Source organism: Glycomyces salinus (assembly GCF_016428645.1).
GTDB lineage: Bacteria > Actinomycetota > Actinomycetes > Mycobacteriales > Micromonosporaceae > Glycomyces > Glycomyces salinus.
Genome location: NZ_JAELXW010000032.1, coordinates 67804 through 93086 on the forward strand (window position 1 = coordinate 67804; position 25283 = coordinate 93086).

Annotated in this window: 18 protein-coding genes, 1 tRNA gene and 1 pseudogene; 12 read left to right on the plus strand and 8 right to left on the minus strand. The window is 72.5% G+C overall.

Annotation, left to right across the window (positions count from 1 at the left end; genetic code table 11):
* Window positions 1-75 precede the first annotated feature (75 nt).
* Complete coding sequence (locus JFB92_RS11210; protein ID WP_199038147.1) at window positions 76-465, plus strand: VOC family protein; 390 nt, start codon at window positions 76-78, stop codon at window positions 463-465.
* Between the two features lie 53 nt (window positions 466-518).
* Here JFB92_RS11210 and JFB92_RS11215 read toward each other — a convergent pair whose 3' ends face one another.
* Window positions 519-785, minus strand: coding sequence for a hypothetical protein (locus JFB92_RS11215; protein WP_199038150.1), 267 nt, complete (start codon window positions 783-785; stop codon window positions 519-521).
* A gap of 93 nt (window positions 786-878) precedes the next feature.
* Here JFB92_RS11215 and JFB92_RS11220 point away from each other — a divergent pair, with 93 nt between their 5' ends.
* The 4 genes from JFB92_RS11220 (at window position 879) to JFB92_RS11235 (ending at window position 4558) form a co-directional block, all read left to right on the plus strand.
* Entirely contained in the window at window positions 879-2027 is a 1149-nt protein-coding gene (locus tag JFB92_RS11220) for a cystathionine gamma-synthase (protein WP_199038152.1), read from the plus strand.
* A 41-nt stretch (window positions 2028-2068) separates the two neighbouring features.
* Window positions 2069-3442: an amidase gene (locus tag JFB92_RS11225; RefSeq protein ID WP_199038154.1), complete on the plus strand. Its 1374-nt coding sequence runs from the start codon at window positions 2069-2071 to the stop codon at window positions 3440-3442.
* 85 nt (window positions 3443-3527) lie between these two features.
* On the plus strand, window positions 3528-4400 hold the full coding sequence (locus tag JFB92_RS11230) for an alpha/beta fold hydrolase (protein WP_199038156.1): 873 nt from the start codon (window positions 3528-3530) through the stop codon (window positions 4398-4400).
* Between the two features lie 82 nt (window positions 4401-4482).
* Window positions 4483-4558: transfer RNA gene (locus JFB92_RS11235), tRNA-Ala, on the plus strand.
* Between the two features lie 77 nt (window positions 4559-4635).
* Here JFB92_RS11235 and JFB92_RS11240 read toward each other — a convergent pair.
* Window positions 4636-5217 (minus strand): dihydrofolate reductase family protein, encoded by a 582-nt coding sequence (locus JFB92_RS11240; RefSeq protein WP_199038158.1) that lies wholly within the window; start codon window positions 5215-5217, stop codon window positions 4636-4638.
* An 83-nt stretch (window positions 5218-5300) separates the two neighbouring features.
* Window positions 5301-6464 (minus strand): hypothetical protein, encoded by a 1164-nt coding sequence (locus JFB92_RS11245; protein ID WP_199038160.1) that lies wholly within the window; start codon window positions 6462-6464, stop codon window positions 5301-5303.
* Between the two features lie 404 nt (window positions 6465-6868).
* Here JFB92_RS11245 and JFB92_RS11250 point away from each other — a divergent pair, with 404 nt between their 5' ends.
* Window positions 6869-8086, plus strand: a complete 1218-nt coding sequence (locus JFB92_RS11250; RefSeq protein WP_199038162.1) for a glycosyltransferase — start codon at window positions 6869-6871, stop codon at window positions 8084-8086.
* Between the two features lie 32 nt (window positions 8087-8118).
* Here the strand turns inward: JFB92_RS11250 and JFB92_RS11255 are convergent, their stop codons facing one another.
* Window positions 8119-9024 carry a LysR family transcriptional regulator gene (locus tag JFB92_RS11255; RefSeq protein ID WP_199038164.1) on the minus strand — a complete coding sequence of 302 codons (906 nt, stop codon included), beginning with the start codon at window positions 9022-9024 and terminating at the stop codon, window positions 8119-8121.
* Window positions 9025-9095: 71 nt separating this feature from the next.
* Between JFB92_RS11255 and JFB92_RS11260 the strand changes: the two are divergent.
* Window positions 9096-10016 (plus strand): annotated as a pseudogene (locus JFB92_RS11260) (EamA family transporter); the annotation flags it as partial.
* A gap of 53 nt (window positions 10017-10069) precedes the next feature.
* Here JFB92_RS11260 and JFB92_RS26570 read toward each other — a convergent pair.
* The 3 genes from JFB92_RS26570 to JFB92_RS11275 form a co-directional block, all read right to left on the minus strand.
* Window positions 10070-10408 (minus strand): GNAT family N-acetyltransferase, encoded by a 339-nt coding sequence (locus JFB92_RS26570; protein ID WP_199038166.1) that lies wholly within the window; start codon window positions 10406-10408, stop codon window positions 10070-10072.
* Window positions 10405-11424 (minus strand): pirin family protein, encoded by a 1020-nt coding sequence (locus tag JFB92_RS11270; protein WP_199038168.1) that lies wholly within the window; start codon window positions 11422-11424, stop codon window positions 10405-10407. The genes JFB92_RS26570 and JFB92_RS11270 overlap by 4 nt, the downstream gene beginning before the upstream one ends.
* Window positions 11425-11552: 128 nt before the next feature.
* On the minus strand, window positions 11553-12020 hold the full coding sequence (locus tag JFB92_RS11275) for a MarR family winged helix-turn-helix transcriptional regulator (RefSeq protein WP_199038170.1): 468 nt from the start codon (window positions 12018-12020) through the stop codon (window positions 11553-11555).
* 133 nt (window positions 12021-12153) lie between these two features.
* On the opposite strand from JFB92_RS11275, the gene JFB92_RS11280 reads away from it, so the two are divergent.
* From JFB92_RS11280 to JFB92_RS11290, 3 genes are read left to right on the plus strand one after another with little or no spacing between them, the layout of a single operon-like run.
* Window positions 12154-13125, plus strand: coding sequence for a pirin family protein (locus JFB92_RS11280; RefSeq protein WP_199038172.1), 972 nt, complete (start codon window positions 12154-12156; stop codon window positions 13123-13125).
* A gap of 38 nt (window positions 13126-13163) precedes the next feature.
* Window positions 13164-14111, plus strand: a complete 948-nt coding sequence (locus tag JFB92_RS11285; protein ID WP_199038174.1) for an NmrA/HSCARG family protein — start codon at window positions 13164-13166, stop codon at window positions 14109-14111.
* A 58-nt stretch (window positions 14112-14169) separates the two neighbouring features.
* Window positions 14170-17295: an ATP-binding protein gene (locus tag JFB92_RS11290; protein ID WP_307789116.1), complete on the plus strand. Its 3126-nt coding sequence runs from the start codon at window positions 14170-14172 to the stop codon at window positions 17293-17295.
* 12 nt (window positions 17296-17307) lie between these two features.
* Here the strand turns inward: JFB92_RS11290 and JFB92_RS11295 are convergent, their stop codons facing one another.
* Window positions 17308-18051, minus strand: a complete 744-nt coding sequence (locus JFB92_RS11295) for a DUF4097 family beta strand repeat-containing protein (protein WP_199038176.1) — start codon at window positions 18049-18051, stop codon at window positions 17308-17310.
* 176 nt (window positions 18052-18227) lie between these two features.
* Here JFB92_RS11295 and JFB92_RS11300 point away from each other — a divergent pair, with 176 nt between their 5' ends.
* Both JFB92_RS11300 and JFB92_RS11305 read left to right on the plus strand, forming a co-directional pair.
* Window positions 18228-22865 (plus strand): ATP-dependent helicase, encoded by a 4638-nt coding sequence (locus tag JFB92_RS11300; protein ID WP_199038178.1) that lies wholly within the window; start codon window positions 18228-18230, stop codon window positions 22863-22865.
* A 79-nt stretch (window positions 22866-22944) separates the two neighbouring features.
* Entirely contained in the window at window positions 22945-24630 is a 1686-nt protein-coding gene (locus tag JFB92_RS11305; RefSeq protein WP_199038181.1) for a glycoside hydrolase family 2 protein, read from the plus strand.
* Window positions 24631-25283 lie beyond the last annotated feature (653 nt).

The window sequence follows — 25283 nt, forward strand, 5'->3', positions numbered from 1 at the left end:
CCCCCAAGGGCGCACGCGGTCGCGGAGGGCGAATGACGGTCGCCCGGGTCCAGGCCAGTGGGTTAGCGTGAGCCGATGGTTTCCAAGATTCGCCAAGTAGCGTTCGACTGCCGGGACTCCTACACGCTCTCGAAGTTCTGGGAGCAGATCACCGGCTGGTCCGAAGACCCCGACGACCCCAATCTTCCCGAGCACGAGGAGAACTACATCGGCCCCGAGGACGGCAGCAGTGGGTTGATCTTCCTGAACGTCCCCGAAGGCAAGCAGATCAAGAACCGCCTGCACCTGGATCTGTGGCCCGAGGACCGCACCCGGGACGAGGAGGTCGAGCGCGTCCTCGCCCTCGGCGCGACGATGGTCGACGACCGGCGCACCGCGGACGGCAGGGGCTGGGCGGTCCTGGCCGACCCGGAGGGCAACGAGTTCTGCATCCTGCGCTCCGAGGCCGAGCGCCGGAACGATTGAGCGGGGGCCGACGGGCATCGCCCGCCGGCCCGGGAAGCCTGACCGAGGGGTCCTTACTCCTTTTCGACCATCGTGTCGAGTTTGCCGTCGCCGCTCGAGTCGACCGCCGCGGCGTCGAACTTGCCGTCGCCGTTGTGGTCGAGCAGCACGTTGTCGATCGCCCCGTCGCCGTCGGCGTCGACGGCTTTCATGTCGGCGACGCCGTCGTCGTCGATGTCCACGTGGTACTCGACGGAGCCGTCCTCGTTGCGGCGCACGCCGACCGTCTCATCGTGACCGTCACCGGTGATGTCCATCTTGTGTACTTCGTCGAAGCCCATGAGGCAACCCCTAAATGAAGAAGGTACGGGATGAATGCACGATAGCGTGGCTATGCATGGCCACGGTCGGGCGCGTCGGTTAGCGTTAGGGGCATGCACGACCGCCAAGGATTCTCCACGCGAGCGATACACGCCGGCCAGGAGCCCGACCCGCTGACCGGGGCGGTCGTCCCCCCGATCTACGCGACCTCCACCTACAAGCAGGACGGCGTCGGCGGCCTGCGCGGCGGCTACGAGTACTCGCGCTCGGGCAACCCCACCCGCACGGCCCTGGAGACCTGCCTGGCGTCCCTCGAATCCGGCTCGCGCGGCTTCGCGTTCGCCTCCGGCCTGGCCGCCGAGGACACCATCCTGCGGGCGCTGCTGGAGCCCGGCGACCACGTGGTCATCCCCGACGACGCCTACGGCGGCACGTACCGCCTGTTCGACAAGGTCGCCAAGCGCTGGGGCCTGCGCTACTCGCCGGCACCCATCACCGACCTGGCCGCCGTCACGGCCCTGATGAGCTCGGGCACCCGCATGATCTGGGCCGAGACGCCCACCAACCCGCTGCTCAACATCGCCGACATCGCGGCCCTGGCCGAACTGGCCCACGCCCACGGCGCGCTGCTGGTCGTCGACAACACCTTCGCCAGCCCCTACCTCCAGCAGCCGCTGACGCTCGGCGCCGACGTCGTCGTCCACTCCACCACCAAGTACCTCGGCGGCCACTCCGACGTGGTCGGCGGCGCGATCGTGGTCGACGACGAGGCCCTGGCCGAGCCGATCGCGTTCCACCACAACTCGATGGGCGCGATCGCCGGGCCCTTCGACTCCTGGCTGACCCTCCGCGGGATCAAGACCCTCGCCGCGCGCATGGACCGCCACTGCGACAACGCCGAGGCCGTCGCCGAATACCTGGTCGGGCACGAGGCGGTCACCGAGGTCCGCTACCCGGGCCTGACCTCCCACCCCGGCCACGACGTGGCCGGCAAGCAGATGCGCCGCTACGGGGGTATGGTCTCCTTCCGCTGCAAGGCCGGCGAGGCCGCCGCCGTCGAGGTGTGCGACCGCGCCGAAGTGTTCACCCTCGGCGAGTCCCTCGGGGGCGTCGAGTCCCTCATCGAACATCCGGGTCGCATGACCCACGCCTCGGCCGCCGGCTCCGAGCTGGAGGTCCCCGCCGACCTCGTCCGACTCTCCGTCGGCATCGAGGACCTCGACGACCTCCTGTCCGATCTGCGGCAGGCCCTGCGGGGCTGAGGGAATCGGCACGGACACCCCATCTTCAGAAAGGACGAGTCGTGAGCTGGTCGGGAAAAACCGCGCAGCAGATAGCCAAAGCGGTCCGCCGAGGCGACGCCGACGCCGCCGTCGTCGTCGACCACCACCTGCGCCGCATCGAGGACTACAGTGCGTCGGATCAGGCCCTGACCGGAGTGCGCAAGGTCGAATCCCTGGCCGAGGCCGCCGCGGTCGACGAGATCGAAGACCACTCGGCGCTGCCCGCGGCAGGCGTCCCCGTGGCCGTGTGCGAGCAGCTCCCGGTCGCCGGGCACGCCCCGCGCCTGGGCTCGAACGCCACCGTCCTGCCGATCGCCGACTCCGACCACCGGGCGGTGCAGCGCATCAGAGGCGCCGGCGCGGTCGTGGTCGGCTTCGGTCGCTCCTCTGAGCTGGGTCTGTGGCCGGCCACCGACGACGACGGCAACGTCCCGGCCGGCCCGTGGCGACCCGACCGCGGCGTCGGCGGGCCCAGCGGCGGCACCGCCCTGGCCGTGGCGTTCGGCGCGGCCCCCATCGGGATCGGCATCGACGGCCCCGGCTCTGCCGGGGGCGTCCGCACCGCCGCCGCGGCGTGCGGCATCCTCGCCTACAGCCCCGAGCACGTCCCGGCCGACATCAACGCCGACCCCGACCAATGGCTGGTCGGGAACGTCGGCGTCATGGCCACCACCGTCGACGACGCGGCCCTGGCGCTGGCCGCGCTCACCCACCGCTCCCCGCGCGCGACCGGCGACCCGGGACGGCTGCGCATCGCCGCGACCGCCTCCACGCCGCTCCCGGCCCGCGTCGACGACGAGTCCACCAAGGCCGTCCTCAAGGCCGTCCGGTGCCTGACCGACCTCGGGCACGACACCTTCCGCGCCCGCCCCAAGTTCGGCCCCCGCCTCACCTCCGCCTCCTCCGGCGCCTGGTCCTGCGCGGCCTACCTCCGCAGCCTCAAATGCGGCCCCGACGGACTCCAGCGCCGCACCCGCCGCCTCGTCTCCGTCGGCGAGAAGACCTACCTGCGCGGCCTCTTCGGCGGCGTCCTCGGCGACGGCGGACGCGTCCGCCGCCACCTCGAGGACTGGTTCGACTCCGGCGACTTCGACCTCCTGGTCACCCCGGGCATGCCGGGACCGCCCGCCGCCGCCGAGGCATGGTCGACCCAGAGCCTGCGCTCCAACGTCGCCCACCTGGCCCAGGCCGCGGCCTTCACCGCTCCCTTCGGCCTCGCGGGCCTGCCCGCGATGATCGTCCCGATCGGCATGAGGGGCGACGGCGTCCCGGCCACCGTCCAACTGGTCGGCCCGCCCGGCTCCACCGGCCGCCTCTTCGACATCGCGGCCGGCCTGGTGGCCAAACTCCGCCCCCGCCGCTACGCCCCCGGCCTGTCCTGGGACGAGAACTGACCGAACATCTCCTCTGGCGCGGCCGCGTCGCCGTGCGCGCCTTGGCGACACCGGTTCGGGGGAGATCCCGGGGTATCCTCGCCTGATGGGATTCGTGCGAGCGGCCGGCACCGACTTCGGCTACGACCGGGCGGGCCGGGGACCGACGATCGTGCTCATCCACGGCGACCTGGCGGATCGCCGACTGTGGGACGAGCAGTTCGCCGCCCTGGCCGTCGACCATGACGTGATCCGCTACGACCGACGCGGTTGGGGCGCCACCGCTTCGGGAACCGGGGAGTTCTCCCATCGCGACGACCTGCTGGCACTGCTGGACGCGCTCGGTGTCGAGAGGGCGGTGCTGGCGGGCAACTCGATGGGCGGCGGGCACGCCGTCGCGGCGGCGCTGAAGGCACCCGAGCGCGTCACCGGACTGGTCCTGGTGTCCGCGGGTCTGCCCGGCCACCGGTGGCCGCAGTCGTTCCTCGAACAGGCCCGCGCTCGCATGCTCGGCACCGTCCCCGAGGAGCGGATGTCGCGGTACCGCGCCGGTGAGGGCGCACAAGTGGACGAGCTCGAGGACGACCTCGACGCCTATGTGAAAGCCCACCTCCGCTGGATGGTGGCCGGGCCCGATCGCACCGAGTTCGACCTGCCGGCCGCGGCCTGGGACCGTGCGGTGGAGATGTTCCGCGATCATGTCCGCCGCTCCTGGACCGGTCCGAGCGCGGCCGAGCGCGCCCCCGATCCGGCGCCCGAGCCGCACCTCGACCGCATCGACGCCCCGACACTGGTCGTCAACGGCCTGGCTGACGTGCCGGAGGTCCAGGCCGTCTCCGACCTGCTCTCCAGCCGCATTCCGGGCGCCGAACGGGTCGATCTGTCGCATACCGGCCACGCCGCCCCGCTGGAGCGGCCGCTCGAGCTGACCGCTCGACTGCGGCAGTTCCTGGACGCCCGCGTCCCACGCCAGGCGTGACCGGCGTCTCGCGCCCCTCCCTGGGGCCGACCTTCAACCCTGTGTAAACTAGTCCCGGTTCCGCCACTACGGAACGAACCAAGGGGCTTTGGCGCAGTTGGTAGCGCGTTTCCATGGCATGGAAAAGGTCAGGGGTTCGAATCCCCTAAGCTCCACCAACAGAAACACCCCCGGTGACAGTTCGCCGGGGGCGTTTTTTGACCGCTGAGGGACCCAAGCTGTTCGGAGCGGGCCGTTACGCCGCGCCGGTTCCGCTGCGGATCGGTCCGTCGAGGAGTGTCGGGACGTAGTCGAGCAGCTGGGTGCCTCCGTCGAAGGTCCGCGCCTCGGTGAGTTCGAGACCGACGTCGGGCCAGTTGTCGTAGATGCGGTCTCGGCCGGTCGCTCCGGTCACCACGGGGAACACGACCACGCGGTACCGGTCCACGAGGCCGGCGGCGAGCAGCGATCGGCACAGGGAGAGGCTTCCCAGGGTGGAGAGCGGGTGGTCGCTTTCCTCCTTCATGGCCCGCACCGCCTCGACGGCGTCCCCGCTGACCAGGCGCGTGTTCGCCCATTCCAGCGGCTCGCGGAGAGTGTTCGAGAAGACCGCTTTCGGCACCGCGGCCAGTGTGTCGGTGCCCTCGGGTTGGGATGCGGCGGCCCCGTGCATGAGCCGGTAGGTGGTCGCTCCCATCAGCAGGGTGCGTTCGGTGTTCGAGTCCTCCTCGAGCCAGCCGAGGTATTCAGGGCCCTCGAGCCCCCAGAACGCGGGCCACCCCTCGGCGGCCCCGTAACCGTCGAGCGAGGTGATGAAGTCGATCATCAGTTCTTGCATGATGTTGCTCCTCTTCGATTGAACGTCGATGTTCGGATTGCTTCAGGCTCCGGCCGGGTCGGTCCGCTCCGCGATGCGGCCCATCACCGGATCCCCGCCGGGCTGCGGCCGGACGGCGGCGAGACCCGACCGCCGGTTCGGCGCGCCCAATACGCGAGCACCGCGATGCCGAGCGCCGGGCCCCAGATCGGAAAAGGGAGGAAGACGAACCTCACGACCGCCGCTCCCGGGCCGCCCGAACTCATGGGGCCCATGATGATCCAGTGCGACGAGAGGGTGACGATCGCCGCCACCGTCAGCCCGGGGATGACGGCCAGCTTGACAGGGACCTCGCGCCCGCCCACGACCGGGATCCATCCGGGGAAGACCTCACCCCACCGGCTGATCAGCCCGAGGGTCAGCACCACTCCCACGACACAGGCGAAGGCGAACAGGGCCCCTTGGATGACGGCGGACGTCCCCAGGGGCTCGGGATCGGCGTTCCACAGGATGACCGTGTCGGGCTCGTCGACGGGGACGTCGCCGAGTCGCCACGGCGTCAACCAGGACAGACGGGCCAGGCCGTACGGCACCAGGCACAGTGCCGCGACCACGGTCGCGAACCGGCCCCACTTCGACGACAGCCATGACGGCAGCCCGCGGAACAGTGATCCGGCCGCCGTCCATGCCCAGGAGGCGGCCGCCACCGCCATCGCCAGGCCCCAGGCCATCCGCGAGTAGTACCCCTCCGGATCGCTCGTGAAATCGCCCAGGTAGTCGACCGCCGCCGCACTCGCCTCGCCCAGGATTCCGGTGGCGGCACCGACGATGCCGAGTGCCAGAGCGAGACCGGCCAGCACGTAGCCGACCGGACGCCAGGTCCGGCAGACCAGCACGATCGCCACGACCGCGCCGATCGGCGCGGCCAGCGCGACCGCGTAACCCAGCGCGGCCATGGACGACCCGTCGGCCATCACGATGGCGAAGAACGCCGTCTGCGCTGCCGCGCCGAGTCCGACTATCCGGAGCCGCACTTCGGAGGCCCCGGGCGTCAAGGCGATGCCGGCCAGGACGACCCCCGCCACGCCCGCCGTCAGCAGCATGACGACGGCGGGACCGCGTTCGATCAGTCGATTGACGCCCACTGCGGCGGTGTCTCCCGAGCCGTACGGATACGCGTCGGGCGCGGCCGACCAGACGAGGGCGGCGACCACCGCTGCCGAAGACACGATCAGTGAGACCACCCACCGCTTGCGAGCGTTCTCCATGGACTGTCCCTCCGCACGGCTGGGGCCGCCCGGATCTCGGCGGCCGATGACTCCAGTCTCAACGCGGTGCGGTTCGAGGGAAGTCACGCCTGCGAGTGAACGGCCTCCCCCGCGAGGGGGGCGGCGCCGATGTCGCGCCGGTTCAGATTTCGACGGCCCCTCAGGGCCCAGATCGGGCGCTGCCAGGGGGCGCCGGACGTGGCTCGGCGATAGGTGCCCTGCTTCAGGGGCGCTGATGTGGCATCGGGCGCGAGCGGTTCGGGAGGTGGCGCGCCGTTCGCTGCCACCTTCATTGTCTATCACCCCGGGCGAGCAACCGCTGTCACTGGGTTCGGAGAATGGCCTCTGACCTGGGGCAGAATATGCGGGCGGCCGCAAGGGCCCACGAACAGAGGAGACATCGAATGCGTGTTTTGCTCGCCTCCCGCGGCTCTCGCGGGGACATCGAACCGCTCGCCGGGCTCGCCGCCCGCCTGGTCGCCCGCGAAGCCGAGGTCGTGGTCGCCGCGCCGCCGGACCGCGAATTCGCCGACCTGCTCGACCGCGCCGGCGCGCGGCACCTCCCGGTGGACGCGCCCGCCCGCGAGATGGTCCAGGCCATCGGCAAAGGGACCGGTCCGAGCATGCAGCAGCACATCGGCGAGATCCTCGCCTCCCACGGCCCGGCGTTCACCACGGTCGCCGGCGACTGCGACGCGATCGTCGCTACCGGCCTGTTCCCGGTCGTGGCCACCGCCCAGGCCGCCGCCGAGCGGTACGGCATCCCCTTCGCCAGCGCCGCCCTCCAGCCGACGACCCTGCCCTCCCACACCCAGCGGCCCTTCCCCATGCCCGGCTGGCCGCTCCCCGACGACGTGAACGACAACCGCGAGCTGTGGGAGTGGGACAAGCGGAAGATGCAGGCGATCTTCGGCGGGCCGGTCAACGCCTACCGCGAAGCGATCGGCCTGCCGCCCACCGACGACGTCCGCACCCGGACCCTGACCGACCACCGCTGGCTCGCCACGGACCCGGTCCTGAGCCCGTGGGAGCCGACCGACCTCAACGAGGTCGTCCAGACCGGGTCGTGGATCCTCCCCGACGAGCGCCCACTGCCCGCCGACCTGGAAGCCTTCCTCGACGCGGGCGAGCCGCCGGTCTACGTCGGCTTCGGCTCCATCCCCGTCCGCGACGCCGAGGCCGCCGCCCGAGCCGTGATCGAGTCGGTCCGCGCCCACGACCGCCGTCTCGTGCTCTCGCGCGGCTGGGCCCGCCTGGCCGCGATCGACGAGGGCGAGGACTGCTTCGTCGTCGACGAGGTGAACCAGCAGGCGCTCTTCACGCGGGTGGCCGCGATCGTCCACCACGGCGGCGCCGGGACCACCCACACCGCGACCCGCTCGGGCACGCCCCAGGTGGTGGTGCCGCAGATCGTCGACCAGCCCTATTGGGGCCGCCGCGTCGCCGAACTGGACGTGGGCGCCGTCCACGACGGCCCCGTGCCGACGAGGGAGACCCTCACCGCCGCCCTGGCGACCGCGCTCGCACCCGAGACACGGCAGCGCGCCGCCGAGGTCGGCCCCACGATCCGCACCGACGGCGCCGAGGTCGCGGCGAAACTCGTCCTCGACATGACCGCATAGGCCCCGCGCCGAGGTCGAGCGGACGCGACCGCCTATCGGTGGCGGAGCTCGACCTCGGCGGCCACCTTGCGGAAGGCGTCGAGGACCTGGCGGACCGCGAGGCGCTCGGCCTTGTCGGGCCGGACCATCGCCGAGATGTGGCGCCTGCAGGGGATGCCGGTGAGCGGGCGGAGGACGAGGCCGGCGCCGGTCGGAGTGGTGAAGCGGGGCAGAACGGCGAGTCGCTCGCCGCCCGCGACGAGCGACTCGACGAGGCGGTTGTCGCGGAGCCGTTGGACGACTTTCAGTTCGACGCCGGTGGACCGCTCGACCGACTCGATCACGGAGTCGAACGGGTAGCCCTTCGGGACGCCGATCCATTCCCACTCGGTGAGGTCGTCGGGGCTCACGGCGTCCCGCGCGGCGAGCGGGTGGTCGGCGGACATGGCGATGTCGAGGGGCTCGAGCGCGAGGGAGACGACCTTCAGGGCCCCGGCGCGCGCCGGTCGGGGAGCGGTGAAGCTGTGGGCGATGACGATGTCGTTGTCCACTGCGAGGTCGGCGAACTCGGCCTCGGCGATGTCGAAGTCGCTGCACTGCAAGGTGATGGCGCTGGAGGCGAGTTCGCGCATGACACCCGCGAAGAGGAAGGTCGCGGCGCTCGGGAGGGCGGCTATGGTGACGTTGCCGGTGGGTTCGCCCCGGAACCGGTCCCATTCGGCCCGCACCTGCTCGACGGTCGCGGCGATCTCGGCGCCGCCGTCGGCCAGTAGCCTGCCGGCCTCGGTGAGGCGCAGGCCCCGGCCCGAGGGCTCGACGAGTGCCATGCCGAACTCGCGGCCGGCGGCCTTGAGCTGCTGCGAGACCGCCGAGGGGGTGCGGTGGGTCGCCTTGGCGACCGCCGTGACGCTGCCGCGCAGGGACAACTCCCGCAGGAGTTCCAGGTGTCGCACATCCATTAAGCAATACTACACAATACGTGTAGTATTTTTCGTTTGTTCTTTACGGTATGGGCGCTCATGATTGGCCCATGCCGACCCGCCACGTACTGCTCGCCATGGCCGTCGCCCTCATGTGGGGCCTCAACTTCATCGCCATCGACGCCTCGCTCGCGCACTTCCCGCCGATGTTCCTGGTGGCGTTGCGGTTCGCGATGATCGCGATCCCGACCGTCCTGCTGGTCCCCCGCCCGGACGTGCCGCTGCGCTGGCTGGTCGGCTACGGGCTCGGCTTCGGCACGATCCAGTTCACGTTCCTTTACGGGGGCATGGCCACCGGGATGCCCGCCGGACTGGCGTCCCTGGTGCTCCAGGCCTCCGGGCCGTTCACGATGCTGCTGGGCGCCACCTTTCTGCGGGAGCGCGTCACCGGCCGCCAGATCCTCGGCGTCCTGATCGCGGTCGGCGGCTTCGCCCTGGTCGGGTGGCAGCGGGCCGAACACGCCAGCGCCATCCCATTCCTGCTCACGCTCGCGGGCGCCCTCGGCTGGGCGATCGGCAACATCTGCAACCGCCAGGCCAAGGCCGCCAACCCCTTCCACCTGACGCTGTGGATGACCGCGGTCCCGCCGCTGCCGATGCTCGCGATCGCGCTCGCGGCCGAGGGCCCGTCGCGCATCGCCGGCTCGCTGACCGACTGGAGCGACCCGGGCGCGCTGAACGCTCTGCTCGGTCTCCTCTACACCGTCGTCATCGGGACCGTCCTCGGTTCGGGCCTGTGGACCTGGCTCATGGCCCGCCACAACGCGGGCGTCGTCGCGCCGTTCTCGATGCTGGTCCCGGTAGCGGGCTTGACCGCCGCCTGGCTGATCCTCGGCGAGACGGTCACGACCCCGGAGCTGCTGGGCGGGGCCCTGGTCGTCGGCGGCGTGCTGCTCGGCAACGCCCGCTTCCGCCGTTCCACGCGGCGGCGCCTGCCTGCGGTTCCCGCGCCGGAGCCGGCCTCTACTCGGCTCTCGGCGACTTCACGGCCGACGCTGAGCGGACCGCGGGAGTGTCCGAGTGGTCAGGCCAGTTCTCGCTCCAGCCATTCGAGGATCTCGGGTGTCGCAGGGTCGGCGATGTCGGCGTACTCGGTGTGGCGCTTCAGGTATTTGGCCACGTATGGGCAGACGGGCACGATCCGCATGGAGGACTCGCGTGTGTCATCGAGCGCCCGGTGGACCAGTGCCGCTGCCAGTCCCTGGCCGGTGAATGCGTCGTCGACTTCGGTGTGGTAGAAGACGCGCTGGTCACCGCGATCGCGATAGGCGGTCAGTCCGGCTCTGCGGCCCTCGACCGCGATCTCGTACCGGTGCTTCGCGTCGATCCGTTCGACGATCGGGTCGGTCGGGGACTGTGTCACGGCGTGTCCTGCTTTCCTGGATCGGCGGTGCCTCGGCGGGGGTTCCCGCGCGGGGTGATTACGGCGTTGGGCAGGCGCGGTGCGGTCAGGCGGTCGCCCGGATATCCCTCGACTTCGCCGAAGCGGTCGGAGCCGGCCTCCCAGTCCTCGCGGGCTCGGACGATGTCGTCGTGGCTGCGGCCGATGAAGTTCCACCACATGACGATCTCCTCCTCGAAGGGCGGACCGCCGAGCAGGATCGTCCTGGCGGGCGCGTCCGAATCGTTCTCCAGTGCGAGGGTGCCGGTGCCGCGAGGTCGGTAGCCGAGGCCGCCCGGGCGGAGGACCGTGCCGGCGAGTCGAACGTCGCCGCTGTCGACGAGCAGGCCGTGCTCGAAGGAGGGGGCGACGGCGAGTTCGACCGCGGCGCGCGGTTCGAGGTCGATCTGGGCGCCGAGCAGCGGCGTGAACGTCCGCACCGGCGAGGTGTCGCCCGCCAGGGTGCCGAGGAAGACCCTGATCCGGGCGCCGTCGATCCGCACGGTTCGGGGCGCATGGTGCTGGAAGCCGCGGGCGGCGTCGCGATGCTCCTCGGGCAGCGCCACCCACAGTTGGACGCCGTGCACGATCTGGGTGTCCGGCGTGGAAACCTCCGAGTGGCAGATGCCGTGTCCACCGGTCATCAGGTTCACCTCGCCCGGCCGGATTCGGGCGAGGGTGCCGAGGCTGTCGCGGTGCTCGATCTCCCCGGCGAACAGCCAGCTCACCGTCTGGAGGCCGGTGTGGGGGTGCGGCGGGAGGTCCATGCCGCCCGAAGCAGGGACTTCGACCGGACCGTAGTGGTCGGCGAAGCACCACGCCCCGATGAGGGTCCGGGCCCGCTGCGGGAGCGTTCGCCGCACGTGAAGGGCCCGCGGTCCGCCCAACGGCACGTCCCGCGGTGCGAGCACGTCGACCTGAGGCTCCCTCGTCGGCCGGTCGGCCTCATCGGGGGCGCCGCACTGCAGTGCCTCGGGTGCTGTTTCGGCATTGCTCATCGAGACCGGCTCCCATGCGAACTAGATGTCACGTCGATTGTCGCGCCGCGTGCGTGCCGGGCGGCGGATTCCGGCGGGCCGGTCCGGGCGAACGGGTCTGGGCCGGGTCGCACCGGCACCCCCGCTTTTCAGGATCGGTCCTGGTCGAGGCGGTCGACGATCCGCTGGGAGATCTGTCCCAGGGTCCGCAGCTCGGCGGTGGTGACGTGGTCGAGGAACACTCTGCGCACCGTCTCCACGTGGGGCGGGGCCGCGGCCTCGATGGCCTCGCGGCCGTGGGAGGTGATCACGACGAACGCGCCGCGCCCGTCCTCGGCGCACTCCTCGCGGGCCACCAGGTCGCGCTTGATCATGCGGCGGATCTGGTGGGAGAGGCGGCTCTGCTCCCAGTCGATCTCCCTGGCCAGCTCCTGGAAGCGCACGCGGCCCTCGGGCACGTCGGTGAGCGCGACGAGGACCTCGAAGTCGGCCCCCGACAGACCGGATTTGGCCTGGAGGTCGGCGCCCAGGCGCGAGGTGAGCTTCTGGTGCAGCCGGATGAAGGCGCGCCAGTCGCGCTGTTCCTCGCTGCTCAGCCACTGCACGGTGTCGTCCATGGGCTCCATCCTACCTAGTTCTTGACGTGTCATCTATCTAGTGCTAACTTAGATGACACATCATGGTTCGCATCGACCCAAAGCGAGCTAGAAGATGATGCGTCATTTATATGGCCATCGAAGGAGCAGCATCATGCCCGCCGTCACCGTCGAGGACCTCCTGGTCCTGCCGAGACTCCCCGAACTCGACCCGGCCGCGACCCGCTTCCGGCCGGTCCACCGGCTCGTCACCGCGCCGCTCGGCCTCGAAGGCGAGGGCTTCCAGGTCCGCCGCGGCTTCGCCGGCGTCCCGACGAGCGAGCTGGACCCGTTCATCCACTTCGACCACATGGGCGAGGTCGAGCTCGCCCCGGGCGAGCCGATGGGCACGCCCTGGCACCCGCACCGCGGCTTCGAGACCGTCAGCTACATCATCGACGGCGCCATCGAGCACCAGGACTCCAACGGCGGCGGCGGCACGATCACCGACGGCGACACCCAGTGGATGACCGCCGGGGCCGGGATCCTCCACATCGAGACCCCGCCCGAGCGCCTCGTCGCCGGCGGCGGCGTCTTCCACGGCACCCAGCTGTGGGTCAACCTCCCGAAGGCCATGAAGTTCGCCCCGCCCCGCTACCAGGACATCCGCGGCGCCCAGGCCGCGCTGCTCACGACGCCCGACGGCGGCGCGCTCATCCGGGTCATCGCCGGATCGATCGCCGGTCACGCCGGGCCGGGCGCCACGCACACGCCGATCACGCTCGCCCACCTCACCATCGAGCCCGGCGCCCGCGTCGACCTCCCCTGGGACCCCGGCCACAACGCGCTCGTGTACGCCCTCAACGGCTCCGGCACCGTCGGCGAGGAGCGGCGGCCCATCGGCATGGGCCGGCTCGCCGTCCTCGGCGCGGGCGAGGCCCTGCGATTGGGCGCCGACCCGCGGCAGGAGGCGCGCTCCCCGAAGCTCGACCTCTACGTGATGGGCGGGCAGCCGATTCGCGAACCGGTCTTCCACTACGGCCCGTTCGTGATGAACTCCCGTCAGGAGGTCATCCAGGCCGTCGAGGACTACCAGGCCGGACGGCTCGGAGTAATCCCCGCCGAACGGGTACCCCACACAGACTGACCGGCACGACACTGAAGATCGAACTGAAAGGCAAGAACATGGCAGACAAGCAGACCATCGCCGTCGCCGGCGCGACCGGAGCCCAGGGCGGCGGGCTCGCCCGCGCGATCCTCGCCGACCCCGACAGCGGGTTCCGCGTCCGCGCGCTCACCCGCAACCCCGGCTCCGACAAGGCGAGGGAACTCGCCGGTCTCGGCGCGGAAGTGGTCCAGGCCGACCTCGACGACGAGGCGAGCCTCGTCCAGGCGTTCGAAGGCGCCTACGGCGCGTTCTTCGTCACCAACTTCTGGGAGCACGTCTCGCCCGACCGCGAGTACGCCCAGGCGGCGAACCTCGCGCGGGCCGCGAAGACCGCGGGCATCGAGCACGCGATCTGGTCCACACTCGAGGACACCCGGGAAGCGATCCCGCTCGACGACGACCGGATGCCGACGCTCATGGAGAAGTACAAGGTCCCGCACTTCGACGTGAAGGCCGAAGCGAACGCCCTGTTCACCGAGGCCGGAGTCCCGACCACGTTCCTCCAGACCACGTTCTACTGGGAGAACATCCCGTCCTTCTTCCCGCCCAAGCGGCAGGACGACGGCAGCCTGGTGCTCGCGATGCCCATGGCCGACGGAAGGCTCTCCGGGATCGCCGTCGAGGACATCGGCCGCACCGCTTACGGGATCTTCAAGCGGGGCAAGGACTTTGTGGGCGAGACCGTGAGCATCGCGGGCGAGCACCTGACCGGCGCCGAGTACGCCGACGCGTTCGCCGAACTCCTCGGGGAGCCGGTGCACTACTACCCGGTCCCGTTCGACGGCTTCCGCGCCGCCGGGTTCCCCGGCGCCGAGGAGATGGGCAACATGTTCCAGTACTACGCCGAGTTCGACGACGAGTTCACCGGCCGCCGCGACCTCGCCAAGGTCCGCGAACTCAACCCGCGGCTCAAGACCTTCGCCGAATGGCTCGCGGACCACAAGGACGCCTTCGCGTCCCTGTGACGGCCACCTGAGTCCGGCCGGTGGGCCGAACGGTCGCGGGTGCGGCAGGATTGGCTGCGTGCGAATCAAGCTGCTCGGGCCGTTCGAAGTCCAGACCGATGACGGGGCCGCCGTGAAGGTGCCCGGGGATCGGCTGCGGGCGCTGCTGGCCGGGCTCGCGCTCGAGCCGGGCCGGATCGTGCCCCGGGCGCGGCTGGTCGACTGGGTGTGGGGCGAGGAGTCCCCTTCGGACGAGGTGAACGCCCTGCAAGTCCTGGTATCGAGGCTGCGCAGGGCGCTGCCGGACGGGGCCGTCGAGGCGAAGTCCGGCGGGTACCGGCTGGTCGCCGACCCCGAAGCGGTGGACGCGGCCCGGTTCGAGCACCTGGTCTCGCGGGCGCGCGAGGCCGAGGACTCGGAGCGGGCCGCTCTGCTGCGCTCGGCGCTGGAACTGTGGCGCGGAGACGCCATGGAGGGCATCGAACTCCAGGGCAGCCGGGCGTTCGACGCCGCGATCGCGGGCCTGGGCGAGCGCCGCCTGGCCGTCCTCGGGGACCGCGTGGAAGCGGAGATCCGGCTCGGGCGCGGCGCGGACCTGGTCTCGGAGCTGACCGACCTGGTGGCGAGGTACCCGCTGCGGGAGGGCTTCGTCGCGGCGCTGATGCGGGCCCTGGCCGAGGCCGGCCGGGGCGCCGAGGCGCTGACGGAGTACCGGCGGCTGTCCGAGCGGCTGGCCGAAGAGCTGGGCGCCGACCCATCGCCCGAGCTGTCGGCGCTGCACACCGCGCTGCTGCGCGGCGAGATCGGCGGTCGGGCCGAGAACCGCCGGACGAACCTGCGCGCCGAGCTGACCACCTTCGTCGGCAAGGACGACGACGTCGCCTCGGTCGCCGACCTGGCCGCCGGGCACCGCCTGGTCACCCTGACCGGCGCGGGCGGCTCGGGCAAGACCAGGACCGCCGCCGAGGCCGCGCGGCGGATGCTCGGCGACCTGCCGGACGGGGCGTGGATGGTGGAACTGGCGCCGCTGCGCGAGGGCGGCGACCTGGGGCAGGCCGCGCTGTCCGCGGTCGGCCTGCGCGACCAGACCCTGGCCGACCCGGTCTCGGGCGGCGACGCGGTCGACCGGCTCACAGCCGCGATCCGGGACCGCGTCATGCTGCTGGTCCTGGACAACTGCGAGCACCTGATCGAGGAGGTCTCCCGGTTCGCCGACCGGCTGCTGGGGGAGTGCCGGAGTCTGCGGATCATCGCCACCAGCCGGGAGCCGCTCGGCATCACCGGAGAGGCGCTGTGGCAGGTCGAGCCGCTCGCATTGCCGCAGGAGAACGAGGACCCGGCCGAGGCCGCGTCTTCGCCGGCGGTCCGGCTGCTGCGCGACCGCGCCGAGGCGGTGCGCCGGAACATCGGCTCCGACGAGGCGACCCTGTCGACGATGGCGCGCATCTGCCGCGCTCTGGACGGGATGCCCCTGGCGATCGAGCTGGCCGCGGCCCGGCTGCGCACGATGTCGGTCGAGCAGCTCGCCGACCGCCTCGACGACCGGTTCAAGCTGCTGACCGGCGGCAGCCGCACCGCGCTGCCGCGCCACCGGACCCTCCGCGCGGTCGTGGACTGGAGCTGGGACCTGCTCGGCGAGGACGAGCGCGAACTCCTCCAGCGCCTGTCGGTCTTCACCGGCGGAGTGAGCCTGGAAGCGGCCGAGCGGGTCTGCCCGGACGGGGAGCACGCGCTCGACCTGCTGACCGCACTGACGGAGAAGTCGCTCCTGGTCTCCTACGGCGAGGCCGCTCCGCGTTACCGGATGCTCGGCACCATCAGGGAGTACGTGGCGCAGCGGCTCGCCGAGGCCGGCGGAACCGAGTCGGCGCGCCGGGCCCGCCTCGCCCACGTCACCGAGCTGGCCGAGACCGCCGACCCGCACCTGCGCCGATCCGAGCAGCTCGAATGGCTGCCCCGACTGGAGGCCGAGCACGACAACATCACCGCGGCGCTGCGCGGGGCGATCGCCGACGGATGGGCCGAGGAGGCGATGCGGCTGGCCGGGGCCGCCGGCTGGTACTGGTTCCTCAGCGGCCACCGGGCCGAGGGCACCGAGCTGAGCCTCGCGGCCGCCTCCCTCGATGGCGAGGTGCCGGACGGGGTGCGGGCGCTGGCCTGCGCCGTCGTGACGCTGTTCCTGACCTCCGGGGCGGGCGGCGACCAGTACCGGGCGCAGGAGTGGATCCTCCAGACGCACCGCCTCGCCCGAGGTCCCGGGGTCGACCACCCGCTGCTGCGGAGCACCGGGCCGCTGGAGCGGATGCTGCGGGAGCCGACCGATTTCCTCTCCTCGTTCGACGTACTCATCACCGACGACGACCCGTGGGTGCGCGCCGGGGCGCGGCTCGGCCGCGGCCGGATGCGGCTCACGCTCGGCGGCGACGAGACCGGCGTGGACGACGACATCGAAGTCGCCCTGGCCCAGTTCCGCGAGATCGGCGACCGGTGGGGGATCTCCAATGCCCTGACCTTCCAGGCCGACCGTCTCGCCGCCCGCGGCGAGCTCGAACGCGCCTGCCGGTACTGCGAGGAGACCATCGCGGCGCTGACCGAGTTGGGCTCCACCGAGGAGGTGGTCTCCACGCGGGCGAAGCAGGCGCGGCTGTACTGGGTGCTCGGCGACGAACGCGCCAGCGGGGCCGCCATGGCCGAGGCCCGGCGCCTCGCCGACGGCATCACCTGGCCGGACACGATCGTCGAACTCGCCTCTGAGCGAGCGCACCTCGCGCGCTTGAAGGGCGAGGCGGACGAGGCGCGCGAGCACCTGCGGGCGATCCGGGCCAGGGCCGAGGGCGCGGCGATCGGCGTCCAGATCACCCTCCACGCCCTGAGCGGCTACCTCGCCGAGGACCTCGACCGGGCCCGCGGGCACTGGGCCGAGGCGTACGACGCGGCCGTGCGGATGGCGCACCGGCCGTCGACCGCGCAGGTGCTCATCGGGATCGCGGACCTGGCGTTGCGCGAGGGAGGCGACGAGCGGGCCGCGAGACTGCTCGCGGCGGCCGAGGCCGTGCGCGGCACGCCGGACCGCTCGCAGCCCGACGCCGCGCGGATCGAGGACGAGGCGCGGCGCCGCCTCGGCGAGGACGCCTTCGCCGAGGCGGCGCGCGAAGGGCGCGAGTGGGACTGGCGGGAGCTGGCCGAGGCCGCGCTCGCCCCGTGAGCCCCGCGCCGGTCATCGCCTACCCGGAAGCCGCTCGGCCCGGCGGATGACGATGTCGCCTCCGTGGCAGCGGGCGCGCACCTTGACGGTCCGCTCGGGCCGCTCGGGCGCGTCCAGGTCGTCGCGCACACGGCCGACCGAGGCGTTCGCGTCCAACAGGACGGCGGTGCCCGCAGGCACGCCGACTTCGAGCCCGCCGACGGCGGAGTACAGGTCGACCGGGCCGGAGCCGATCTCGCCGACGCTGACCGAGCCCATGTTGCTTTTGACCTTCACGTCGGCGTCGACGCGGCCGAGGCGGACCTCGCCGCCCGCGTGGACGTCGGCCCGGCCGGTCACGTGGTCGGCGCTCACCCTTCCGCCGCTGGTCCGCAGCCGCGCGGCCGCGGCCCGGTCGAGCCGGATGTCCCCGATGGCGATCTTGAGGCGGCAGGCGCCGACCGCGCCCTTGACGACCTGCTCGCCCTGGGCGGTCTCGCCGTGCAGGTTCGAGCCGGTCGGCAGCTCGACCCGCACCTTCACCGAACCGAATTTCTTGGTGAACATGGTGCGCAGTTTCGGGTGCGCCACCCGCAGCGTGCCGTCGGAGAACTCGACCTCGACCAGCTCGGCGGCCTCGACGTCCAGCGGCCTGGACGGGTCGACCGGGTCGACCTCGACCACGGTGTCGGCGCGGTCGGAGGCGTTGAAGCGGATGTACCCGAGGACGATGTCGACGTTCGCCGTGATCGGTGCGGGGGTTTCGAAAGTGTGCATGAGATTCCCTTCCCGACGAGTCGTTGTCGCCTCGTCGTGGAGAGAATGCTCGCCCGCCGATCTGTCACGGGGCCGTCGCCCGGCTGTCGCGGGCGCTGATACCGGCTCGGGCGAGCATCCGGGCCGGGGCCGCGATCGGCGGACGAGTGTCACCCGCCGGGTGCACCATTGACGCCATGGTTCGCCGCTCTTCCGGGGAACGCGGTGCGGGCGGGGCGCACCCGGCGCTCGAACGGTTCTCGCCCGCGACCGCCGCCTGGTTCGCCGGCGCGTTCGACGCGCCGACGCCCGCCCAGGAAGGGGCCTGGCGGGCCCTCGCCGAAGACAAGGACGTCCTGGTCGTGGCACCGACCGGTTCGGGCAAGACCCTCGCGGCGTTCCTGTCGGCCATCGACACCCTGGCCTCGGCGCCGCCACCGGCCGAACCCAAGCGCCGCTGCCGCGTCCTCTACATCTCGCCGCTGAAGGCCCTGGGCGTGGACGTCGAACGCAACCTCGCCGTCCCGCTGGCGGGCATCCGCACCGAGAGCGAGCGGCTCGGTCTGCCCGAACCGGAGGTCCGGGTCGGGGTGCGCTCGGGGGACACGCTCCAGGCCGAGCGCCGCTCGATCGCCGACCGCCCGCCGGACATCCTCATCACCACGCCCGAGTCACTGTTCCTGATGCTGACCTCCGGTGCGCGCGAGGCCCTCGCCGGGGTGGAGACGGTGATCCTCGACGAGGTCCACGCCGTGGCCGGGACCAAGCGGGGCGCGCACCTGGCGCTGTCGCTGGAGCGGCTCGACGCGCTGCTGCCCGCGCCCGCGCGCCGGATCGGCCTGTCGGCGACCGTGCGCCCGGTCGAGGAGGTCGCCCGGTTCGTCTCCCCGCGGCGCGGCGTCGAGATCGTCCGGCCCGCCTCGCCGAAGGTGTTCGACCTGTCGGTGGTCGTCCCCGTCGAGGACATGGGCGACCTCGGCGAGACGACCGACTCGGCCTCGCCCGCCGAGGCCCGCGCCGCGAAGTCGATCTGGCCGCACGTCGAGGAGCGCGTCACCGACCTGGTCGAGGCCCACCGCTCCACGATCGTGTTCACCAACGCCCGCCGCGTGGCCGAGCGGCTCTCGAACCGGCTCAACGAGATCGAGTACGAGCGCCGGACCGGGGAACCGATGCCGGAGGACCACGGCCCGGCCGAGATGATGGGGAACGCCTCGGCCACCTCGGGCCCGCCGCCGATCCTGGCCCGCACCCACCACGGCTCGGTCTCCAAGGAGCAGCGCGCCCAGGTCGAGGACGACCTCAAGTCCGGGCGGCTGCGCGCGGTCGTCGCCACCTCCAGCCTGGAGCTCGGCATCGACATGGGCGCGGTCGACCTGGTCGTCCAGGTCGAGTCCCCGCCGTCGGTCGCCTCGGGCCTCCAGCGGGTCGGCCGCGCCGGCCACCAGGTCGGGGCCGTCTCCCGCGGCGTGTTCTTCCCCAAGACCCGCGGCGACCTCATCCAGTCGGCGGTCGTGGCCGAACGCATGCGGGAAGGGAAGATCGAGGCGCTGCGCATACCGTCGAGCCCGCTCGACGTGCTAGCCCAGCAGATCGTGGCGATGACCGCGATGGACGAATGGGACGCCGATCGGATGCTGGAGCTGGTGCGCCGGGCCGCGCCGTACGCCTCGCTCCCCGAATCCGCGTTCGAAGCCACATTGGACATGCTGGCGGGGCGCTACCCGTCCGACGCGTTCGCCGAGCTGCGCCCGCGCGTCGTCTGGGACCGCGAGGCCGGGACCGTGACCGCCCGACCCGGCGCGCAGCGCCTGGCCGTCACCTCCGGCGGCACCATTCCCGACCGCGGCCTGTTCGGCGTCTTCCTCGCAGGCGCCGACTCGGGGCGCGGAGGTAACCGCGTCGGCGAGCTCGACGAGGAGATGGTCTACGAGTCGCGCGTCGGCGACGTGTTCTCCCTGGGCACCTCCTCGTGGCGGATCGAGGAGGTCACCCGCGACCGCGTCACCGTCTCCCCGGCCCCCGGCGTCCCCGGGCGGCTCCCGTTCTGGATCGGCGACAGCCTCGGCCGCCCCCTCGAACTCGGCCGCGCGCTCGGAGCGTTCACCCGCGAGGTCGCCTCCCCGCCCGAGGAGCGGGCCCGCGAACGGTTGAAGGCGGCGGGCCTGGACGACTCCGCCGCCCGCAACGCCGTCGCCTATCTGCGGGAGCAGCGCGAGGCCACCGGCCACGTCCCCGACGACCGGACCATCGTCGTCGAGCGCTTCCGCGACGAGCTGGGCGACTGGCGCGTGGTGATCCACTCCCCCTTCGGCGCCCAGATCCACGCGCCCTGGGCGCTCGCGCTCGGGGCCCGCCTGCGCGAACGCTACGGCGTCGACCCGCAGCTGATGCACCACGACGACGGCATCGTGCTGCGCCTGCCCGACACCGACGCCGGACCCGAATCGGTCCCGCACCCCTTCGAGGCCGCCGACCTGGTCTTCGACAAGGGCGAGATCGGCGACGCCGTCACCGAGGCCGTCGGCGGCTCCGCGCTGTTCGCCTCCCGCTTCCGCGAGGCCGCCGCCCGCGCGCTGCTGCTGCCGCGCCGCCAACCGGGCAAGCGGCAGCCGCTGTGGCTCCAGCGGCTCCGCTCCTCTCAGCTGCTCGAAGTCGCCGGGCGGTTCGGCGACTTCCCGATCATCCTCGAGGCCGTCCGCGAGGTCCTCCAGGACGTCTACGACGTGTCCGGCCTGGCCGAACTCATGGGGGACATCGAGGCCCGCGAGGTCCGGCTGGTCGAGGTGACCACCGAGGATGCCTCCCCGTTCGCCCGGTCGCTCCTGTTCGGGTACGTCGCCCAGTTCATGTACGAAGGGGACTCGCCGCTGGCCGAGCGCCGCGCCGCCGCGCTCTCGCTCGACTCCCGCCTGCTGTCCGAGCTCCTCGGCCAGGCCGAACTGCGTGAACTGCTCGACCCCGACGCGATGGACCTCCTGGAGCGCGAACTCCAGTGGCTGACCGACGACCGCCGCGCCCGCGACGCCGAGTCCGTCGCCGACCTGCTGCGCGTGCTCGGCCCGCTCACCGAGGACGAGCTGGCCGAACGCGGCGCCGACCCGGCCTGGGCCGAAGAGCTGGCCGCCGCCCGCCGCGCCGTCCGGGTCCGCGTTGCCGGGCGCGGGCACTGGGCCGCGGTCGAGGACGCCGCGCGGCTGCGCGACGCCCTCGGCACCGCCCTGCCCGAAGGCGTCCCCGCGGCGTTCCGCGAACCCGTGCCCGAGCCGCTCGAAGACCTCCTCGCCCGCTACGCCCGCACCCACGGGCCCTTCACCGGCGGCGAGGCCGCCGCCAGGTTCGGGCTCGGCGCGGCCGTCGCCGAGGCCGCCTTCGAGCGGCTCGCCGCCGCCGGGCGGGTCGTCAGCGGCGAGTTCCGGCCCGGCGGCCGGGACCGCGAATGGTGCGACGCGGAGGTCCTGCGCCGCCTGCGCCGCCGCTCCCTCGCGGCGCTGCGCCGGGAACTGGAACCGGTCGCCCCGGCCGCGCTCGCACGGTTCCTGCCGCGCTGGCAGCACCTCGGCGGAGCCGAGGGCCCGCAGCTCGACGGCGTCGACGGCCTCGCCCGGGCCGTCGAGCAGCTCCAAGGCGCGCCCGTGCCCGCATCGGCGCTCGAGAAGCTCGTCCTCCCCTCGCGGGTGGCCGACTACGGTCCGGCCCTGCTCGACGAGCTCACCGCCTCCGGCGAGGTCGTCTGGGCCGGGGCGGGCGCGATGCCCGGCAAGGACGGCTGGGTCGCCCTGTACCCGGCCGAGTCCGCGCCGCTGCTGCTGCCCGAACCGCGCCCGCTCGAACTCGACGCGCTCCACCGGGCGCTCATGGACGCCCTGGCTGGCGGCTTCGGCCTGTTCTTCCGGCAGCTCGCCGAACGCGTCCGAGACGAGCACGCCGACGCCTCGGACGCGCGGCTCGCCGACGCCCTGTGGGACCTGGCCTGGTCGGGACGGGTCACCAACGACACGCTCGCGCCGCTGCGCGCGTTCCTCGGCTCCGGGCGCACCGCGGGCGCCACCGCGCACCGCGCCAGGCGGACGACCCCGCGCGGCCGCTACGGGCCCGGCGTCGGCTCGGGTTGGCGGGAGTTGCGCGCGGGCACCGGCACGGTCCCCCCGGCCGTCCTCGCGGGCCGCTGGTCCCTGCTGCCGACCCCGGAGGCCGACGCCACCGTCCGCGCCCACGCCCTGGCCCGGACGCTGCTGGACCGGCACGGCGTCGTCACGCGCGGCGCGGTCGCCGCCGAGGACGTCGAGGGCGGGTTCTCCAAGGTCTACCGGGTGCTGTCGGTGTTCGAGGAGACCGGCAAGGCCCGCCGCGGCTACGTGGTCGAGGGCCTGGGCGCGGCCCAGTTCGCCGCCGACGGCGCCGTCGACCGCCTGCGCGGGATCGCCTCGCGCGGCCCGACCGCGGCCGCGTTCGTCCTGGCCGCCGCCGACCCCGCCAACGCCTACGGGGCCGCCCTCCCCTGGCCAGATCCGCCTTCGGGCTCGGGCCACAAACCCGGCCGCAAGGCCGGTGCGCTGGTCGTTCTCGTCGACGGCGAACTGGCCCTCTACCTCGAACGCGGCGGCAGGACGGTCCTGGCCTGGCCGGTCGACGCGGCCGGCCCCGACTGGTCGGGCGACGCCCGCCTGGCGGCCGCGGCCGCCGCCTTGGCCGACGCGACCAGGGCCGGAGCGACCGGGACCCTCTCGATCGAGCGCGTCAACGACGGCTCGGCCCTGTCCACGCCGCTCGGCCCGCACCTGGAGGCCGCCGGGTTCCGCCAGACGCACAAGGGCTACCGGCTGCGTCCCTGATCGTGGTACGCGGTCGCGCCCGGCCGATGGCAAGCGCTATTTTGGGGCGGTCCACGAATGCGGAAGCGAGGAAGCGGCGATGGCGCGACGATTCACGGTGCACGAGCGGCGGGCGGTGCGGGATCTGGCCGGGGCCTGGGACTTCACGTTCCTGGGCGAGGCCGACCCCGACACTGTCGACGTCGCGGCCATAGCGTTCGACGAGATCATGGCCGTGCCCGGCTGCTTCGACGCAGTGCCCGACCACGCCGGGGCCCGCGGCCTGGCCGCCTACCGGCTGCGGGTGCCGATCGAGCGGGCCGGACGGCACCGCCTCGCCTTCGACGGCGTCCACCACTGGTGCCGCGTCTTCTGGGACGGGCGGCCCGTGCGCGACCACGCCGGGGGCTTCACTGCGTTCTCGGCCGACGTCGAGCGCGCCGAGGCCGGGACCGCCGAAGTGATCGTGCTGGTCGACAACCGGATCGGCTCGCTCTCGCCGCTGCACATGGAGCACGCCGACTGGTACCACTTCGGGGGCATCGCGCGCGGCGCCGAGCTGCACCGGCTCCCTCACGCCTGGATCGAGGGCCTGCGGGTCGCCACCGAGGACGCCGGGGCCGGGCGGTTCTCCCTGCGTGTCGACTACCGGGCCGACGCCCCCGGGCCCGTGCCGCTGCTCGTCGAGTGCGGCGGCCGGGTCCTGGCCGAGGAGACGGTCGAACTCGACGCCTCCGGAACCGTCGAGCGCGCCTTCGAGCTTCCCGGGGCCGAGACCTGGTCGCCGTCGAACCCCGCCCTGCACACGATCGCCGTACGGCTCGGCGAGGACGACATGCGCGAGCGGTTCGGCCTGCGCGAGATCACCACCGAGGGCGGGCGGGTGACCGTGGGCGGCGAGCGGCTGACCCTTCTCGGGTTCAACCGCCACGAGTCGCATCCGCAGTTCGGGCACACGCAGCCGCTCCCGCTGCTGCTGGCCGACGTGCAGCAGATCCGCGACCTCGGATGCAACTTCATCCGCGGCAGCCACTACCCGCAGGACCCGATGTTCCTCGACCTGTGCGACGAGCTCGGCATCTGCGTGTGGAGCGAGACGATCGGCTGGCAGTACCCGGCCGAGTTGCTGCAAGACCCCGAATTCGTCGAGGCGCAGCGCGAACACCTCGACGAGATGGTGGCCGCGGCGATCAACCACCCCTCGATCATCGTGTGGGGCATCCTCAACGAGTGCCCGAGCTACGCGCCGGAGGCGCGCGGCGCCTACGAGCGGCTGCTCGGCAGGCTCAGGGAGCTCGACCCGACCCGGCCGGTCACATACGCGACCCTCAACGTCTACGGCGACCTCTGCCTCGACCTGGTCGACGTCGTCGCGGTCAACACCTACCCGGGCTGGTACTTCGGCGGCGTCGACGAGGTCCCGAGGGAACTCGACAAGATCGCCGCGCACGTGGCCGAGGCCGGGCACGGCGACAAGCCGCTGCTCGTCTCCGAGATCGGGGCCGGGGCCGTGCCCGGATGGCGCGACGCCCACCGCGGCATGTGGACTGAGGAGTACCAGAGCGAACTGCTGGGGGCCGCGGTCCGGCACGTGATCGACGACGACCGGTTCGCCGGGATCGCCATCTGGGTCCTGGGCGACTTCCGCACCACCGAGCACAAGGAGATGCTGCTCAAACGCCCGCGCAGCGTCAATGACAAGGGCGTGCTCGACGAGTACCGGCGGCCCAAGCGGGCCTATGAGACGGTGCGGGAGCTGTTCCGAGGCGCGCCCCAGCAGAATTGAATGCAATCACCATGGCTGTGAGGTCGCAGGCGGGTCGAGGTCGGTCTGCGGCGGCCGGGTCGCAGGGGCCCAGGTTCGGTCGGGCGGCGATGGAGAGCGTGGCGGTAGGGCGGGGTTGGTGTCCGGCTGTCGGGTCGGTTTCGGTGGGGCTTCGCCCGGGCGGCGATGGTGTGGTGTGGGAGGCGGGTTGGGGTGGCGTGCCGGGCGCGGGCACGACGAGGGCCCGAACCCCTGTGGTGGGGTTCGGGTTGGCGGGTCGTGTGTGTGCTGGCCCCCGCCGCGGGTGCCTTCCGCGGCGGGCGGGGTAAGAAGGGCGGGGGTCCGGGGTCGGATCGTGTTGCGGTGCAGGTGAAGACGGGTTTGGGAGGAGAGTCCTGCTCGGGTTCGGGTGTGTCCGGGGAGGATCGTCCGGGTCCCGAGCGCGGTCGGGGTGCGGTGGTTCGTTCGGGTCCCGAGCGCGGTTCGTTTTCGGGTTCGGGTCCCGGTGTTCGCGCTTCGGTGGCTTCGGTGGTGAATCGGGCTCGTGCTTGGGCTCTGGCGGCTTTGGCGGCGGCCCAGGCAGCGGCGGTCTCGTGTTGTTCGGCGGCGCGGTTGAGGTCGTCTTTGAGGGTTTCGGCCCATTCGTCGGGGTAGAGCCCGGTCGGGAAGACGTT